The 14,969-nt window shown below is 72.9% G+C and carries 13 protein-coding genes; 3 read left to right on the top strand and 10 right to left on the bottom strand.

Annotated elements, in window-relative coordinates; all coding sequences use genetic code 11:
• Window positions 1–168: 168 nt before the first annotated feature.
• The 7 genes from OG349_RS24870 to hrcA form a co-directional block, all read right to left on the bottom strand.
• Window positions 169–1,290, bottom strand: a complete 1,122-nt coding sequence (locus OG349_RS24870) for a carbohydrate kinase family protein (protein WP_327236698.1) — start codon at window positions 1,288–1,290, stop codon at window positions 169–171.
• A 134-nt stretch (window positions 1,291–1,424) separates the two neighbouring features.
• On the bottom strand, window positions 1,425–2,333 hold the full coding sequence (locus tag OG349_RS24865) for a ribonuclease Z (RefSeq protein WP_327236697.1): 909 nt from the start codon (window positions 2,331–2,333) through the stop codon (window positions 1,425–1,427).
• Window positions 2,334–2,338: 5 nt separating this feature from the next.
• Window positions 2,339–2,698 carry a histidine triad nucleotide-binding protein gene (locus OG349_RS24860; RefSeq protein WP_327236696.1) on the bottom strand — a complete coding sequence of 120 codons (360 nt, stop codon included), beginning with the start codon at window positions 2,696–2,698 and terminating at the stop codon, window positions 2,339–2,341.
• Window positions 2,699–2,809: 111 nt separating this feature from the next.
• Window positions 2,810–3,559 carry a 16S rRNA (uracil(1498)-N(3))-methyltransferase gene (locus tag OG349_RS24855; RefSeq protein ID WP_327236695.1) on the bottom strand — a complete coding sequence of 250 codons (750 nt, stop codon included), beginning with the start codon at window positions 3,557–3,559 and terminating at the stop codon, window positions 2,810–2,812.
• A complete protein-coding gene (locus OG349_RS24850) occupies window positions 3,556–4,632 on the bottom strand; it encodes a nitronate monooxygenase (protein ID WP_327236694.1) in 1,077 nt (358 codons plus the stop codon). Before OG349_RS24850 ends, OG349_RS24855 begins: the two co-directional genes overlap by 4 nt.
• 145 nt (window positions 4,633–4,777) lie before the next feature.
• A complete protein-coding gene (dnaJ, locus tag OG349_RS24845; protein WP_167033196.1) occupies window positions 4,778–5,914 on the bottom strand; it encodes a molecular chaperone DnaJ in 1,137 nt (378 codons plus the stop codon).
• Window positions 5,915–6,931, bottom strand: a complete 1,017-nt coding sequence (gene hrcA / locus OG349_RS24840; protein WP_161307882.1) for a heat-inducible transcriptional repressor HrcA — start codon at window positions 6,929–6,931, stop codon at window positions 5,915–5,917.
• A gap of 164 nt (window positions 6,932–7,095) precedes the next feature.
• Between hrcA and OG349_RS24835 the strand changes: the two genes are divergently transcribed.
• Both OG349_RS24835 and OG349_RS24830 read left to right on the top strand, forming a co-directional pair.
• Window positions 7,096–7,833 (top strand): MBL fold metallo-hydrolase, encoded by a 738-nt coding sequence (locus OG349_RS24835; protein ID WP_327236693.1) that lies wholly within the window; start codon window positions 7,096–7,098, stop codon window positions 7,831–7,833.
• Between the two features lie 30 nt (window positions 7,834–7,863).
• The gene (locus OG349_RS24830; RefSeq protein ID WP_327236692.1) at window positions 7,864–8,685 is read left to right on the top strand and encodes a DUF3097 domain-containing protein; all 822 of its coding nucleotides are present in this window, start codon (window positions 7,864–7,866) and stop codon (window positions 8,683–8,685) included.
• 20 nt (window positions 8,686–8,705) lie between these two features.
• Here the strand turns inward: OG349_RS24830 and OG349_RS24825 are convergent, their stop codons facing one another.
• The 3 genes from OG349_RS24825 to OG349_RS24815 form a co-directional block, all read right to left on the bottom strand.
• Window positions 8,706–9,845: a serine hydrolase domain-containing protein gene (locus tag OG349_RS24825; protein WP_327236691.1), complete on the bottom strand. Its 1,140-nt coding sequence runs from the start codon at window positions 9,843–9,845 to the stop codon at window positions 8,706–8,708.
• A gap of 73 nt (window positions 9,846–9,918) precedes the next feature.
• On the bottom strand, window positions 9,919–11,151 hold the full coding sequence (hemW, locus tag OG349_RS24820) for a radical SAM family heme chaperone HemW (RefSeq protein ID WP_327236690.1): 1,233 nt from the start codon (window positions 11,149–11,151) through the stop codon (window positions 9,919–9,921).
• Window positions 11,152–12,031: 880 nt separating this feature from the next.
• Window positions 12,032–14,170 (bottom strand): SpoIIE family protein phosphatase, encoded by a 2,139-nt coding sequence (locus OG349_RS24815; protein WP_442806306.1) that lies wholly within the window; start codon window positions 14,168–14,170, stop codon window positions 12,032–12,034.
• 205 nt (window positions 14,171–14,375) lie between these two features.
• On the opposite strand from OG349_RS24815, the gene OG349_RS24810 reads away from it, so the two are divergent.
• A complete protein-coding gene (locus OG349_RS24810) occupies window positions 14,376–14,960 on the top strand; it encodes a response regulator (RefSeq protein ID WP_327236689.1) in 585 nt (194 codons plus the stop codon).
• The last annotated feature ends 9 nt before the right edge of the window (window positions 14,961–14,969 follow it).

The raw sequence follows: 14,969 nt of genomic DNA, 5'->3' as shown, positions 1-14,969 counted from the left end.
TGCACATACCTCCCGTTGCAGGGTTCTCGCCGCTCGACAACCTCTGGGCCACCAGCCTACGACTCCGCACCGACAACACCGTAGGACTTTTCCGCGCGCCTTCCCCGCGCCCTTCCCCCGCGCCCCGCCACGCCCCCGGGCGGCGTGCCGCCGGACCCGCCGGCCGGTTCAGCCGACGCGGCCGAATCCGATGGTCGGTACGGCCCTGCGCAGCGGCCACGGCCTGCTCGGGGCGGGCAGCAGGCCCTCCAGGAAGCCGTACCGCCGCAGCGCCGCCGGATCCTGGTCGGGGACCCTCTGCACCGACCGCCACCAGGTCGCGACCTCCGACCAGCCGGGCGCGGAGAGCGACCCGCCGAACTCCTGGACCGACAGCGCGGCGGTCAGCCCGGCGAAGGCCAGCCGGTCCGCGAGCGGCCAGCCGGCGAGCGTCCCGGTGACAAATCCGGCCACGAAGACGTCCCCCGCGCCGGTCGGATCGAGGGCCTCCACCGCGATGGCCGGGACCTGCGCGCTCTCCCCGGTGCGACCGTCCACGGCGTACGCGCCCTCCGCGCCCAGCGTGACGACCGCCAGCGGCACCTTCTCGGCCAGCTTCCAGGCGGCCTTCCTGGGGTCGTCGGTGCGCGTGTAGCGCATCGCCTCCTCGGCGTTGGGCAGGAACGCCTCGCAGTGCTCCAGGTCGACGAGCCCGGCGAGGTCCCAGCGGCCCGAGTCGTCCCAGCCGACGTCGGCGAAGATCAGCGACCCGTGGGAGGCGGCCCGGCCGATCCAGGGGTCGCCCCGGCCCGGCAGCAGGGCGGCGATGGCGGCCCGCGCGCGCGGCGGGCACTCCGGCAGGGCGCCCTCGGGCGGCGGGGCCTCGTGGCCGTGCGAGACCATCGTCCGCTCGCCCTCGTACGCCATGGAGACGGTCACCGGCGAGTGCCAGCCGGGGACCTTGCGGGAGCCTGACAGGTCGATGCCCTCGCCCTGCTCCAGCGCGTCCCAGCAGTACTCCCCGTAGTGGTCGTCGCCGAAGGCGGCGGCGAGCGAGGTCCGCAGACCGAGGCGGGCCAGGGCGGTGGCCATGTTGGCGATCCCGCCGGGGCTGGAGCCCATCCCCCGGGCCCAGGACTCGGTGCCGCGCACGGGGGCGGCGGCCAGGCCGGTGAAGATGATGTCCAGGAAGACCGTGCCCGTGAGGTAGACGTCGCACCGCGGATCGTCCGGGGCGCGCAGTCCGCCCAGCGGGTCGACGGCGGCGGTCCGGTCCTGCGGCTCTCCGTCGGGTGGGGTGAATGTGGTCACGGCGGGCTCCCCGATCGCGTGCGGATCAAGACAGTCTGCCCGATGCGCGGCGCGGTGGCAGGTCGGCAGGTCGGAGGCCTTTCCGTGTCCCGGACGACCGGACGAACCGTACCTTTCAGGCCGTCCGGGCCGGGTCAGGCACCGCGCGGGGGCAGCGGCACCCGCACCAGGTCGGCGGCCACGGTCAGTTCGCCCGTGAAGCCCGCCGCCCGCGCCTGCCGTTCGAACGCCTCCGGGTCCCCGTACCGCTGCGAGAAGTGGGTGAGCACCAGGTGCCGTACGCCCGCGTCCCGCGCGACCCGCCCCGCCTGGCCCGCCGTGAGGTGGCCGTGGTCGGTGGCGAGCGTCTCGTCCTCGTCCAGGAACGTCGATTCGATCACCAGCATGTCGCACCCCTCGGCGAGCGCGTGCACGCCGTCGCAGAGCCGGGTGTCCATGACGAACGCGAAGCGCTGTCCGGTACGGATCTCACTGACCTCGTCCAGCGTGACCCCGCCCAGGACCCCCTCCCGCGCGAGGCGGCCGACGTCCGGGCCCGCGATGCCGTGGGCGGCCAGCCGCTCCGGCAGCATGCGGCGCCCGTCGGGCTCGGTGAGGCGGTAGCCGTACGACTCGACGGGGTGCGAGAGGAGGTGCGCCTCCAGCGTGTACGCGGCGGTCCGCGCGAGGACTCCGTCGCCGGTGACCGGCGCCTCGGTCAGCCGGACGGTCTCGCGGTAGGCCGTCGCGTACCGCAGCCGCTCGAAGAAGTGCTGTCCGCTCGCCGGGTAGTGCGCGGTGACCGGGTGCGGCACCCGGTCGAGGTTGATGCGCTGGATCACCCCGGCCAGCCCGAGCGCGTGGTCGCCGTGGAAGTGCGTGACGCAGAGGCGGTTGATGTCGTGCGCGGCGACCCCGGCCCGCAGCATCTGCCGCTGCGTGCCCTCCCCCGGGTCGAAGAGCAGGCCTTCGCCGTCCCAGCGCAGCAGATAGCCGTTGTGGTTGCGGTGGCGTGTGGGCACCTGGCTGGCGGTCCCCAGGACGACCAGTTCCCGTACGGACAAGGCGCTTATCCAGGAGGCCAGTTGAGGCCCCGGCCGCCCAGCAGGTGGGCGTGCGCGTGGAAGACGGTCTGACCGGCGCCGCTGCCGGTGTTGAAGACGATCCGGTAGCCGGTGGAGTCGGCGCCCTCCTCGGCGGCGATGGTCCCGGCCTCGGTCAGCAGGTCGGCGGCGATCCCCGGCTCGGCGGCGGCCAGCGAGGCCGCGTCGGGGTAGTGCACGCGGGGGATGACGAGGATGTGGGTGGGGGCCTGCGGGTGGATGTCCCGGAAGGCGACGGTGGTCGCCGTCTCGCGGACGACGGTGGCCGGCACGTCCCCCGCCACGATCTTGCAGAACAGGCAGTCGGCCTGTGGTTCTCCGGCCATGGTCCTGGCCCTCCTCGAATCCGGCGATGACAGTGATGACGGTGACGATGACGAGACGCGGTGATCACAGCGATCACGCCCGGCCATGCTAGCGGCCGGGGGCCGTACGGATCAGGACCAGCGGCCGGTGCGGGCCATCACCACGGCCACGGCCGCCGTCCCCGCCGTGGACGTACGCAGCACGCTGTGGCCCAGCCGGTACGGCTTCGCGCCCGCCGCCGCGAAAGCCGCCAACTCCTCGGGGGACACGCCCCCTTCGGGTCCGACGACCAGCACGACGGAACCCTCGTGCGGCAGTTCGGCCGACGCGAGCGCGGCGCTCGCCGCGTCCCGGTCCTCGTGCAGGACGGCGGCGAAGTCGGCCGTCGCCAGCAGCGCGGCGACCTGCTTCGTACTCATCGCGTCCGCCACCTCGGGGAACCGCACCCGCCGCGACTGCTTCCCCGACTCCCGTGCCGTGGAACGCCACTTGGCGAGCGCCTTCGCGCCCCGCTCCCCGTTCCACCGGGTGACGCACCGGGAGGCCGCCCACGGGACGACGGCGTCCACACCGGTCTCCGTCATGGTCTCGACGGCCACCTCGCCCCGGTCGCCCTTGGGCAGGGCCTGTACGACGGTGATGTGCGGGGTCTCCGGCGGTTCGTCGGCGTACGAGTCGAGCTGGACGATCAGCCGGTCCTTGCCCTCGGTCCCGAGGACCACGCCGTCCGCCCAGCGGCCCTTGCCGTCGGTCAGGACGACGTCCTCGCCGGCGTGCAGCCGCTTCACGGACACCGCGTGCCGCCCCTCGGCGCCCTCCAGGACGAACCGCCCGGCCGGTCCCGCGCCGAAGCAGTCCACCACGAACACCGGCGCGGTCACGAGGCGTTGCCCGGCCGGCCGAGGCCCGCGCCGGCCACCTCGAACTCGGTGACGAGGACGTTGACCAGGGTCGCGGCCGGCAGGTCACGGGCCAGCCGGTGGCCCTGCCCGGCCCACAGCGCCATGCCCTGCGCGTCACCGACCTTCGCGGCGGCCTTGCGCAGCCCGGCGGTGACGTGGTGCACCTCCGGGTAGGCGGCCGGGGCGTACTTGCCGTGCTCGCTCATGAAGCGGTTGACGAGGCCCCGGGCGGGGCGGCCGGAGAACGCGCGCGTCAACTGGGTCCGTACGAACAGCGGGTTGGTCATGGCGTCCTTGTGCAGCGCGCTCGCCCCGGACTCCGGGCACACCAGGAACGCCGTGCCGAGCTGCGCCGCGTCCGCGCCCGCCGCCAGCACCCCGGCGATCTGGCCGCCGCGCATGATGCCGCCGGTCGCGACGATCGGGAGGTCGACGGTCTCCTTGACCAGCCCGAGCAGCGCGAGCAGCCCGAGGCCCACGCCGTCGTTCTCCGGGTCGTCGCGGTGGGTGCCCTGGTGGCCGCCGGCCTCGATGCCCTGGACGCAGACGGCGTCGGCGCCGGACCACTGGGCGGTCTGGGCCTCTTCGGGGGTGGTGACGGTGACGACGGTGAGCGTGCCGACCTTGGCGAAGGCGTCGAGGGTCGTACGGGTGGGGCAGCCGAAGGTGAACGAGACGACCGGGACCGGGTCGTCCAGCAGGATCGCCAGCTTCGCCTCGTACCCGTCGTCCCGGCCGCTCTCCGGGTCGCCGAGCGGGGTCTCGTACCAGGTGGCCTCACCGGCGAGCTGGTTGCGGTAGACCTCGACGGCCGCGCTGTCCGCGTAGTGCGGCTGGGGCATGAAGAGGTTGACGCCGAAGGGGCGCGAGGTGAGACCGCGGAGGTGCTTGATCTCCTCGTACATCACATCGACCGATTTGTACCCGGCGGCGAGGAACCCGAGCCCGCCGGCGTCGGAGACGGCCGCGGCGAGCTGCGGGCAGGAGGCACCGCCCGCCATGGGGGCCTGCACGATGGGATACCGGCAGAGATCGGTCAGTGCGGAGGACATGCGAAGCATGGTGCCATGTCGCTCGCCGCTCGGGGGATCCGGGGGCGCGGCCTGCGGCCGCAGTGTGTCCTCAATCGCCGGACGGGCTTGATTTCAGCCCGCCCGGCGATCAAGGGCAGCGGTCAAAGCTGATCAAGGACGTCTGTCAACGGCCGTTGAACGCGTCCTTCAATCTGGAGAAGAGGCCCTGCTGTCCCGGCTGGAACTGGCCCAGGGGGCGTTCCTCGCCGCGCAGCACCGCCAGCTCCCGCAGCAGGCGTTCCTGCTCGGCGTCCAGCTTCGACGGGGTCGTGACCTCGACATGCACGATGAGGTCGCCGCGCCCGCCGCCGCGCAGGTGCGTGATGCCCCGCCCGTGCAGCGGGATCGACTGCCCCGACTGCGTGCCGGGCCGTACGTCGATGTCCTCCACCCCGTCCAGCGTCTCCAGCGGGCACTTGGTGCCCAGGGACGCCGCCGTCATGGGGACGGTCACCGTGCAGTGCAGGTCGTCGCCGCGCCGCTGGAACACCGCGTGCGGCAGCTCGTGGATCTCCACGTACAGGTCACCGGCGGGGCCGCCGCCGGGGCCGACCTCGCCCTCGCCCGCGAGCTGGATCCTCGTGCCGTTGTCCACACCCGCCGGGATCTTGACCGTGAGCGTGCGGCGCGAGCGGATCCGCCCGTCACCGGCGCACTCGGGGCACGGCGTCGGGACGACCGTACCGAAGCCCTGGCACTGCGGGCAGGGCCGCGAGGTCATGACCTGGCCCAGGAAGGACCGCGTGACCTGCGAGACCTCGCCGCGACCGCGGCACATGTCGCAGGTCTGCGCCGAGGTGCCCGGCGCCGCCCCCTCGCCCGAGCAGGTCGTGCAGACCACGGCCGTGTCGACCTGGATGTCCTTGGTGGTGCCGAAGGCCGACTCGTTGAGGTCGATCTCCAGCCGGATCATCGCGTCCTGGCCCCGCCGCGTCCGCGAGCGCGGCCCGCGCTGCTGCGACGTACCGAAGAACGCGTCCATGATGTCCGAGAAGTTGCCGAAGCCACCGGCTCCGAAACCGCCCGCACCGCCTCCGCCGCTCGCGGACAGCGGGTCCCCGCCGAGGTCGTAGACCTGCTTCTTCTGCGGGTCCGACAGCACCTCGTACGCGGCGTTGATCTCCTTGAAGCGCTCCTGCGTCTTGGGATCGGGATTGACATCCGGGTGCAGCTCGCGGGCGAGCCTGCGGAATGCCTTCTTGATCTCGTCCTGAGACGCGTCGCGGCGCACGCCGAGAACGGCGTAGTAGTCCGTGGCCACTTACGACTCCGCCAGGATCTGTCCGACGTAACGTGCCACTGCGCGTACCGCTCCCATCGTTCCGGGGTAGTCCATGCGGGTCGGTCCGACCACGCCGAGTTTGGCGACTGCCTCGTCGCCCGAACCGTAGCCGACCGCGACGACGGACGTGGAGTTGAGGCCCTCATGGGCGTTCTCGTGCCCGATACGTACGGTCATGCCCGGGTGCTCCGCCTCACCCAGCAGCTTGAGGAGCACGACCTGCTCCTCCAGCGCCTCCAGCACCGGCCGGATGGTGAGCGGGAAATCGTGTCCGAAGCGGGTGAGATTGGCCGTACCGCCGATCACCAGCCGCTCCTCGGTCTCCTCGACCAGCGTTTCGAGCAGGGTCGCGAGCACCGTCGTGACGACCCCGCGGTCCTCCTGCTCGAACGAGTCGGGAAGGTCCTGCACGAGCTGCGGGACGTCCGAGAAACGGCGTCCGACGACCCGGCTGTTGAGCCGGGCCCGCAGGTCCGCGAGGGCGGTCTCCCCGAAGGGCGCGGGGCAGTCGATCATGCGTTGTTCGACCCGGCCGGTGTCCGTGATCAACACGAGCATCAGCCGGGCGGAGGCCAGGGCGAGCAGCTCCACGTGCCGCACCGTCGAGCGGGTCAGCGAGGGGTACTGCACCACCGCGACCTGCCGGGTCAGCTGCGCGAGCAGCCGTACCGTACGGCCCACCACGTCGTCGAGGTCGACCGCGCTGTCCAGGAAGTTCTGGATGGCCCGGCGCTCCGGCGACGACAGGGGCTTGACCCCCGCCAGCCGGTCCACGAAGAGCCGGTAGCCCTTGTCGGTCGGGATACGGCCGGCGCTGGTGTGCGGCTGGGCGATGAAGCCCTCGTCCTCCAGCACCGCCATGTCGTTGCGGACCGTCGCCGGAGACACGCCGAGCTTGTGCCGCTCGGTGAGCGCCTTGGAACCGACCGGCTCCTCGGTGCCGACGTAGTCCTGGACGATCGCGCGGAGCACTTCGAGTCTGCGTTCACTGAGCATCGCGCACACCTCCCGCTGTCGTCCGTCGGATCCGGCTTGGCACTCACCCGGAGGGAGTGCCAGCATTCCCCCCGACAGTGTACGGCTGTGGGGTACGCCCCTAGCAAGGGTGACCGACCACGCTACCGCGCGAGGCCGCGCGTCATTGCGGATAGCGTCCTCGCATGGACATCCGTTGGGAAGAGCGCGGGTGGGAGCGGCTGTCGCCGCGGGCGGGCCGGTGCCGGCTGCCCGGGTGGGACGCGACCGCCGGACTCGTGGCCGGTGACACCGGCGTCCTGCTGTACGACACGGGCTCGACGCCCAGTGAGGGCGCGGCGCTGCGGGCGGACGTGGCCGCCCTGCTGGGCCCCGGGCGGCCCGTCACGCACGTCGCGCTCAGCCATCCGCACTTCGACCACGTGCTGGGGACGGCGGCGTTCACGGACGCGGAGGTGTACGGGGCGGTGGGCCTGGCGGAACTGCTGGCGCGGGGCGGCGGCGCGCTGTACGAGGACGCCGTGCGCGAGGGGGTGGACGCGGCGGAGGCGGCTCTCGCGCGGGACGCGCTCGTCCTGCCGGGGCACGCGGTGTCGGGCGAGCTGACCCTGGACCTCGGCGGCCCCCGGGTGCTGCTGGCGAACGCGGGGCCCGGCCACACGGCCCACGACCTGGCCCTGCTGGTCCCGGCCGGGGACGGCTCGGCGCCGGTGCTCTTCTGCGGCGACCTGGTGGAGGAGTCGGGGGAGCCGCAGGCGGGGCCGGACGCGATCACGTCACGGTGGCCGGCCGCCCTGGACCGGCTGCTGGCGCTGGGCGGGGAGGACGCGGTGTACGTGCCAGGTCATGGAGCGGTGGTGGACGCGGCGTTCGTACGGGCACAGCGGGACGCGCTGGCGGTACGTTTCGGCGTGTCGCTGTAGCGGGCCTCCCGTCCGTTTATCGTCTTGGCCATGCGCAGCTACAGCCCCGACCTGACCCCTCCGTGGAAGAAGCCGACCTCGGCGCCGGAGGTGCCCGCCGAGCCGGATCTGGTGGTCGAGGAGGTGGCGACCGGGTTCTGCGGCGCGGTGATCCGCTGCGAGAAGACGGCGGAGGGGCCGACCGTGACCCTGGAGGACCGCTTCGGCAAGCAGCGCGTCTTCCCGCTGGCGGTCCGGGGCTTCCTGCTGGAGGGCCGGGTGGTGACGCTGGTCCGCCCCACGGCCGGGGGTCCGGTACGGCCCACCCGTACGGCCTCCGGATCGATCGCGGTCCCCGGGGCGCGCGCCCGCGTCGCCCGGGCCGGGCGGATCTATGTGGAGGGCCGGCACGACGCGGAGCTGGTCGAGCGTGTCTGGGGCGACGACCTGCGGATCGAGGGGGTGGTGGTCGAATACCTGGAGGGTGTGGACGATCTCCCGGCGGTGGTCGCGGAGTTCGCCCCGGCGCCGGACGCGCGGCTGGGCGTCCTGGTCGACCACCTGGTGCCGGGATCGAAGGAGTCCCGGATCGCGGCGGCGGTGACGGGCGCGGACGTCCTGGTGGTGGGCCACCCGTACATCGACGTCTGGGAGGCCGTGAAGCCGTCCTCGGTGGGCATCGCGGCGTGGCCCCGGGTGCCGAGGGGCGAGGACTGGAAGACGGGCGTGTGCCGGGCGCTGGGCTGGCCGGAGAACACCGGGGCCGCATGGCAGCACATCCTGTCCAGGGTCCATTCGTACCGCGATCTGGAGCCGGCGCTGCTGGGCTCGGTGGAGCGCCTGATCGACTTCGTCACGGAACCGGCCCCCTGAACGACAGGCCTCCGCGAACGTCAGGCCTGCGCCGCCGCGTACCGCCAGAAGTCACGCATCAGGGCGGGCGGGGTCGGACTGGCCATCGCCCGCTGGGTGAGCAGGATGCTGACCGCGCCGGTCGACGGGACGAGGTGCGCGGCGGTGCCCGTACCGCCGACCCAGCCGTACCGCCCCGGCACGTTCCACGGATCGGCGGCCTTCACGTCGACCGAACCGCCGTAGCCCCAGCCCTGGCCCTCCAGGAACAGCTCACCGGCGGTGCGCTGGGCGGGGGTCAGGTGGTCGGTGGTCATCAGCCGCACCGACTCGGTGGACAGCAGCCGCTTGCCGCCCGCGCTCCCGCCGCCGAGGAGCAGCCGGGCAAAAGCATACAAATCATCAACAGTGGAGACGAGCCCGCCCGCGCCGGAGGGGAACGGTGGCAGCTCGTTCCACTGCCCGCCGGGGGCGTCGACCAGGGTGAGGTCGTCGCGGTAGTAGCTGGTGAACCGGTCGAGTCCGCCGGCCGGCAGGGAGAAGCCGGTGTCGTTCATGGAGAGCGGCTCGAACAGCCGCTCGGCCAGGAACTCGCCCAGGGGCCGGCCGGTGACGCGGGCGGCCAGGACGCCCTGGATGTCGGAGCAGATGTTGTACAGCCACGCCTCGCCCGGCTGGCGCAGCAGGGGGACGCGGCCGAGCCTGGCCATCCACTCGTCCGGCTCGGGGACGGCCTGCGGCTGCGGCGGGCCTTGCAGCAGCTCGCTGAAGAGCAGCGCGACGGCTGGCAGGGAGAAGTCGTCGGGGAAGCCGTATCCGGCACGGGAGGAGAGCAGGTCGGCGACGGTGATGGGCCGGTCGGCCGGCACGACGTCGTCGACGGGACCGCCGGGCGTACGGACCACCACCGGCTCGGCCAGCTCGGGCAGCCACCGCCGGACCGGGTCGCCGAGGGCGATCAGCCCGTCGTCGACCAGCATCATGACCGCCGCGGCGGTGATCGGCTTGGTGAGCGAGGCGATACGGAAGACCGAGTCCCGGGCCATCGGCGAGGTGCCCTCGGTGTCGACGGCCCCGGCGACGGCCACCTCGACGTCTCCGTCCCGGGCCACCAGGCCCACGGCGCCGGGCACGGTTCCGTCCTCGACGCGGGCGAGCAGCAGGTCGTGCAGCGTGGTCATGGGTCCACCTCTCCGAAGTCACGGTTTCAGAAGGAGGGACCGGCCAAGCCCCGGAAATTCATCGGCGCCCCGTCTAGTCCACCAGATCCCGCACCACGGCGTCGGCGAGCAGCCGGCCCCGCAGGGTCAGAACGCCCCGGCCCTGGTCGTACGGCCCCGGCTCCAGCAGGCCGTCGGCGACCGCGCGGGCGGCGGCGGCGAGGCCTGCCGTGGCCAGCAGCGAGAGCGGCACTCCGTCGGACAGCCGCAGCTCCAGCAGGATCCGCTCGACGCGGCGGTCCTCCGCCGTCAGGATCTCCCGCCCCGCGCCGGGCGAGCGGCCCTCGGCGAGCGCGGCGGCGTACGCGCCCGGGTGCTTCACGTTCCACCAGCGGACCCCGCCGACGTGGCTGTGGGCGCCGGGGCCCGCTCCCCACCAGTCGGCACCGCGCCAGTACAGCTCGTTGTGCAGGCAGCGGCCCGCTTCGGTCGTGGCCCAGTTCGACACCTCGTACCAGGAGAACCCGGCCTTCGCGAGCACCTCGTCCGCGATCAGGTACCGGTCCGCGTGCTCGTCGTCGTCCGTCATCGGGACCTCGCCGCGCCGGATGCGGCGGGCGAGCTGGGTGCCCTCCTCCACGATGAGCGCGTAGGCGCTGATGTGGTCGGGTCCGGCGCCCACGGCGGCGTCGAGCGAGGCGCGCCAGTCGTCGTCGCTCTCGCCGGGGGTGCCGTAGATCAGGTCGAGGTTGACGTGCTCGAACCCGGCGGCCCGCGCCTCGGCGACGCACGCCTCGGGGCGGCCGGGGGTGTGGGTACGGTCCAGGACCTTGAGGACGTGCTGCCGGGCGCTCTGCATCCCGAAGGAGATCCGGTTGAACCCTCCGTCGCGGAGGGCCGCGAGGTATTCCGGGTCCACGGATTCCGGGTTCGCCTCGGTGGTGACCTCGGCGCCGTCCGCGAGCCCGAACTCGTCGCGGACGGCGTTGAGCATCCGCACGAGGTCGTCGGCGGCCAGGAGCGTGGGCGTGCCGCCCCCGACGAAGACCGTGCGGACGGGGCGGAGGTCGTCGCCCAGGACCTTCCTGGCCAGCCGTATCTCGTCGATCAGGGTGTCGGCGTAATTGTCCCGGGAGGCCAGCACGCCGCCGCTGCCGCGGAGCTCGGTGGCGGTGTAGGTGTTGAAGTCGCAGTATCCGCAGCGGGTGGCGCAGTAGGGGACGTGCAGGTAGAACCCCAGGGGGCGCGCGGCCGCGCCGTCGAGGGCGGGTGGGGGGAGTGCGCCGGTCTCGGGCATGGGTTCGCCGTCGGGCAGTACGGATGGCATGGCCCTAGTGTCCCGCACCTGGGGCCGTTGGCCTTGCGGCCGGCTTTTGTCCTCAATCGCCGGACGGGCGGTCTGGGGCCGGGGGGCCGCGGGTTCTCGGTGACCGGGTTGCGGTTCGTGTTGTCCTCAATCGCCGGACGGGCTTGATTTTGCCCGCTGCGGGCCGGTGGTTTGGGTGCGGGTTGTTGCCGGGGGCCGGGCAGGGGTCGTGTCCTGCACTGCATGTTTTACGTCGCGTTCGGCGGGTCGTTTGGTTCACCGGGGCCTTGCGACACAAAACACGCTTTACGTTCCGGACACGACCCCTGCCCGTCCCCCTTTCACGCCCGCGTCAAGGCAAATCAAGCCCGTCCGGCGTTTGAGGACGCGGTAACCCGCACCCGGCACCGGGCAGAGGCCAAAATCCAGCCTGTCCGGCGTTTGAGGACATCGGTAACCCGCGCCCGTGTACCGGGCAGGGCCACAATCAAGCCCGTCCGGCGATTGAGGACGTTGGTAAGCGGCACCGTCCACCGGGCAGAGGTGAGGCTCCCCGGGCGAACGCAGCCGTTGAGCTCACCCTCGGCGTGAGGGGGGTGGGGTCGGAGGAGGTGCGTGTGTCCGGACGTAAAGCGTGTTTTGTGGCGCATGACTACCGGTGAACCAAACAAGTCCCTGAGGCGCCGTAAAACATGCAGTCCGGACATACGTACCTCCGCAGGCCCCACCCCCCGTCACCACGACAAACCCAGCCCGTCCGGCGCTTGAGGACATCAGTAAGCCGCGCCCGCGCACCGGGCCGAGGCCAAACCCAAGCCCGTCCGGCGATTGAGGACAAGCAGGAAGCGCAACGGACACCGGGCAGAGGCCACACGCAACGGACACCGGGCGAAAGGCCACCTCACCCCGCAGGCGCGCGCTCCGCCTGGAAGACCAGGAGCGCCACGTCATCCCCCGGCGGCGCCCCGTCAAAGTCATGCACCGCCCGCCGTATCCTCTCCGCCACCCCCTCCGCGGAAAGCCCCACGCACCCCTCCAACGCCCGCGCCAACCCATCCCCGTCATCCAGCATCCGCCGCCCCGAGCGCCGCTCGGTCACGCCGTCCGTGACGCAGAGGAGCGTGTCCCCGGGGCGCAGGTCGAACGTGCGGCTCTGGTACGAGACGTTCTCCTCGACCCCCAGCAGCAGCTGCGGCGACGCGGCGGACGTCACCGTCCCGTCGGGCCGCAGCAGCAACGGCAGGGGATGCCCCGCGCTCGCGAGCGTGCACCTGGCGCCCCCGCGGGGCCCCGGCAGGGGCGCCAGCTCGCCGTACAGGAGTGACAAGAACCGCGGCCGGTTCTCCTCCCGAGGCCCACCCTCCGGCAATGCCGCGACTGCGGCGGCCGCCTCCGTCGCGTCGTCCAGGAGCAGCCGGTTCAGCCGGTCGAGGACCGCGCCCACCCGGTACCCCTCCCGGGCCAGCAGCCGCAGCCACGGGCGGGCCAGCCCGGTGACGACGGCGGCCTCGGGGCCGCTGCCCTGGACGTCGCCGAGCATGAAGCACCACCGGCCGCCGGGCGGGCAGGGGAAGATGTCGTAGAAGTCGCCGCCCGCGAGCCCCTCGTCGCTGGGCTCGTAGACGAGGGCGCTCTCGACGCCGGGGATACGCGCCACCTGGCTCGGCAGCAGTCCGCGCTGGAGGACCCGGCTGATGGTGGCCTGCCGGGTGTACCGGCGCGCGGCGCCGATCGCCAGGGCGACGCGCCGCGCGAAGTCCTCGATGAGGGCGGACACCTCGTCCGGCACACGCGTGCGGCCCGCCCCGCCGAGCAGCAGCGTGCCGAGCGGACGCCCGTTGGCGACGAGCCGGCAGGCAAGGGCGGCGCCCTCGTCCTCCGTACCGCCGGCGCCATCGCCGTCGTCGTCCCCGCCCGCCGGCCACGGCAAGGGCACGGACACCGGGACCGGCCCGCCCCGTAGGGACTCCGGCAGCCGGGGCAGTTCCTTCCGCAGGGACTCCTGCTCCAGGACCGTGCGCAGCTCGTCGATACGGGACTCCTCGGCGTGCCAGACCCGCGCGAGCCTCGGCGCCGCCCCGGCCTGTCCGCCCTCGGCGTCGAGCCAGACCGCGCACCAGTCCGCGAGCCTGGGCACGAGCAACTGGCAGGCGAGCGCGGCGACCAGGTCCTCGTCGAGCTGCCCGGCGAGCAGGTCGGAGGCCTCCGCGAGGAAGGAGAGCGCGGCGCGGCCGACCCAGTCGGGGTCGTCCCGTACGGCGCGGCGGGGCGCGGGGGTCAGGATCTCGGCGGCGCGCAGTTCCCGTCGTACCACCGGCTCGGCCCCGGGCCCACCGGCGCCCACACCTACACCGGTGCCCTCAGGGGCCTCAGCGGCCCCGGAGGCCTCTCCGTCCGCCCCGGCGTCCCCGGGACTCTCCCCAGCCGTCACAGGCGCCCCAGGGGCCGCTCCTGCCCCGTCCCTCACGTCGAGCGGCAACCGCGCCCACACCGTCTTTGTCCCCGACCGGTACGTGATGCCCCAGCGCTCGGCAAGCGCGGCGACCAGTTCGAGGCCCCGCCCGTACTCCGGCGTTCCCGCCGGCGCACGCCCCCGTCCGTCGCTCTGCACGCCACGGGCGGGATGGTGGTCGGACACCTCAAGGACCAGCGCCGCGCCCACCTCGTCCGGCCCGTCGTCGCCCGCGGAGGGGTCCTGCGCGGGGTCTTCGAGCCGGCAGAGCAGCTCGACGTCGGTGCCCGCGTGCACCACCGCGTTGGTGACCAGTTCGTCGACGATCAGCACCGCGTCGTCGGCGAGCAGGTCCGTGCTGTGCTGTCCGGGGGAACAGCCGCTCTCCCCCTGGCAGAAGATGCAGGTGGCCAGTAGCCCGATGCTCGTCCAGTCCGCCAGCGCGGCCCGCGCGAAACGGCGGGCGGCGGCCGGGGCGAGCGGGTTGCCGGGCAGGCTGGTGCGTGACGTGGACCGCGCGTCCTTGCGTAACGGCACCTGGGGTGCCGGTCGACGTGTCGTCTCGCGCGGGATCGGAATGCGACCCACTGTGCGGCTCCTGGTCCGGTTCCGGTTCTGGCGTTGCGCCGCTTACGATCCCGACAGAGTGACAGACGGAGGCCGTCCGTACGCGCCGAGTCATGGAAGTGACACCGACCGGCCGCGACCAAACCGCCGGAACGGCGTGCGAACACGCCCCGGACAGAGCATTCTTGCCTCGCTGGCCGAACAGGGGCCGGACAAGGAGCCCGGAATGAGCAGAACCGCGCCCGCCGAGGATCGCGCGAGCATCCTCCTCGTGGACGACATGGAGGACAACCTCGTCGCGCTGGAAGCGGTCCTGGCTTCCCTCGACGAGCCTCTCGTACGGGCCCGTTCGGGCGAGGAGGCGTTGGCGGCGCTGGGGCGGCAGCCGTTCGCGGTGATCCTGTTGGACGTCAGGATGCCGGGCATGGACGGCTTCGAGACGGCCACCGCCGTCAAACGGCTCGACCACGCGAAGGACATCCCGATCATCTTCCTCAACGGGTCGGACTCCGACGGCGGTTACGCGTTCCGGGGATACGCGACCGGGGCCGCCGACTTCCTCACCAAGCCCTTCGACCCGTGGGTGCTGCGGGCCAAGGTCCGGGTCTTCCTCGAACTGCACCGGGGGAAGCGCCAGTTGGAACGGCTGCTGGCCCGGGAGCAGGAGCAGCTGGGCCGGATCGGGGACCGGCTGGCGGCGATCGAGAAGGAACTGGCGCAGGGCGACCCGAACGACCTCGCGGTCCTGGGCCATCAACTGAGGCGCATCGAGGACACATTGGGCGAGCTGCGGCGCGAACGGGGTCAGTGAACGAGGCGG

It is taken from the genome of Streptomyces sp. NBC_01317, assembly GCF_035961655.1.
GTDB lineage: Bacteria > Actinomycetota > Actinomycetes > Streptomycetales > Streptomycetaceae > Streptomyces.
Note: the sequence above shows the minus strand (reverse complement) of the source record. Positions and strands in the feature narration are given on the sequence as shown.

Coding starts and splice junctions, on each gene's coding strand:
- OG349_RS24860 (WP_327236696.1), bottom strand. CDS start 2,698: ATGGCCGGAGAACCACAGGCCGACTGCCTGTTCTGCAAGATCGTGGCG.
- OG349_RS24850 (WP_327236694.1), bottom strand. CDS start 4,632: ATGTCCTCCGCACTGACCGATCTCTGCCGGTATCCCATCGTGCAGGCC.
- hrcA (WP_161307882.1), bottom strand. CDS start 6,931: ATGCTCAGTGAACGCAGACTCGAAGTGCTCCGCGCGATCGTCCAGGAC.
- OG349_RS24835 (WP_327236693.1), top strand. CDS start 7,096: ATGGACATCCGTTGGGAAGAGCGCGGGTGGGAGCGGCTGTCGCCGCGG.
- OG349_RS24830 (WP_327236692.1), top strand. CDS start 7,864: ATGCGCAGCTACAGCCCCGACCTGACCCCTCCGTGGAAGAAGCCGACC.
- OG349_RS24825 (WP_327236691.1), bottom strand. CDS start 9,845: ATGACCACGCTGCACGACCTGCTGCTCGCCCGCGTCGAGGACGGAACC.
- hemW (WP_327236690.1), bottom strand. CDS start 11,151: ATGCCATCCGTACTGCCCGACGGCGAACCCATGCCCGAGACCGGCGCA.
- OG349_RS24810 (WP_327236689.1), top strand. CDS start 14,376: ATGAGCAGAACCGCGCCCGCCGAGGATCGCGCGAGCATCCTCCTCGTG.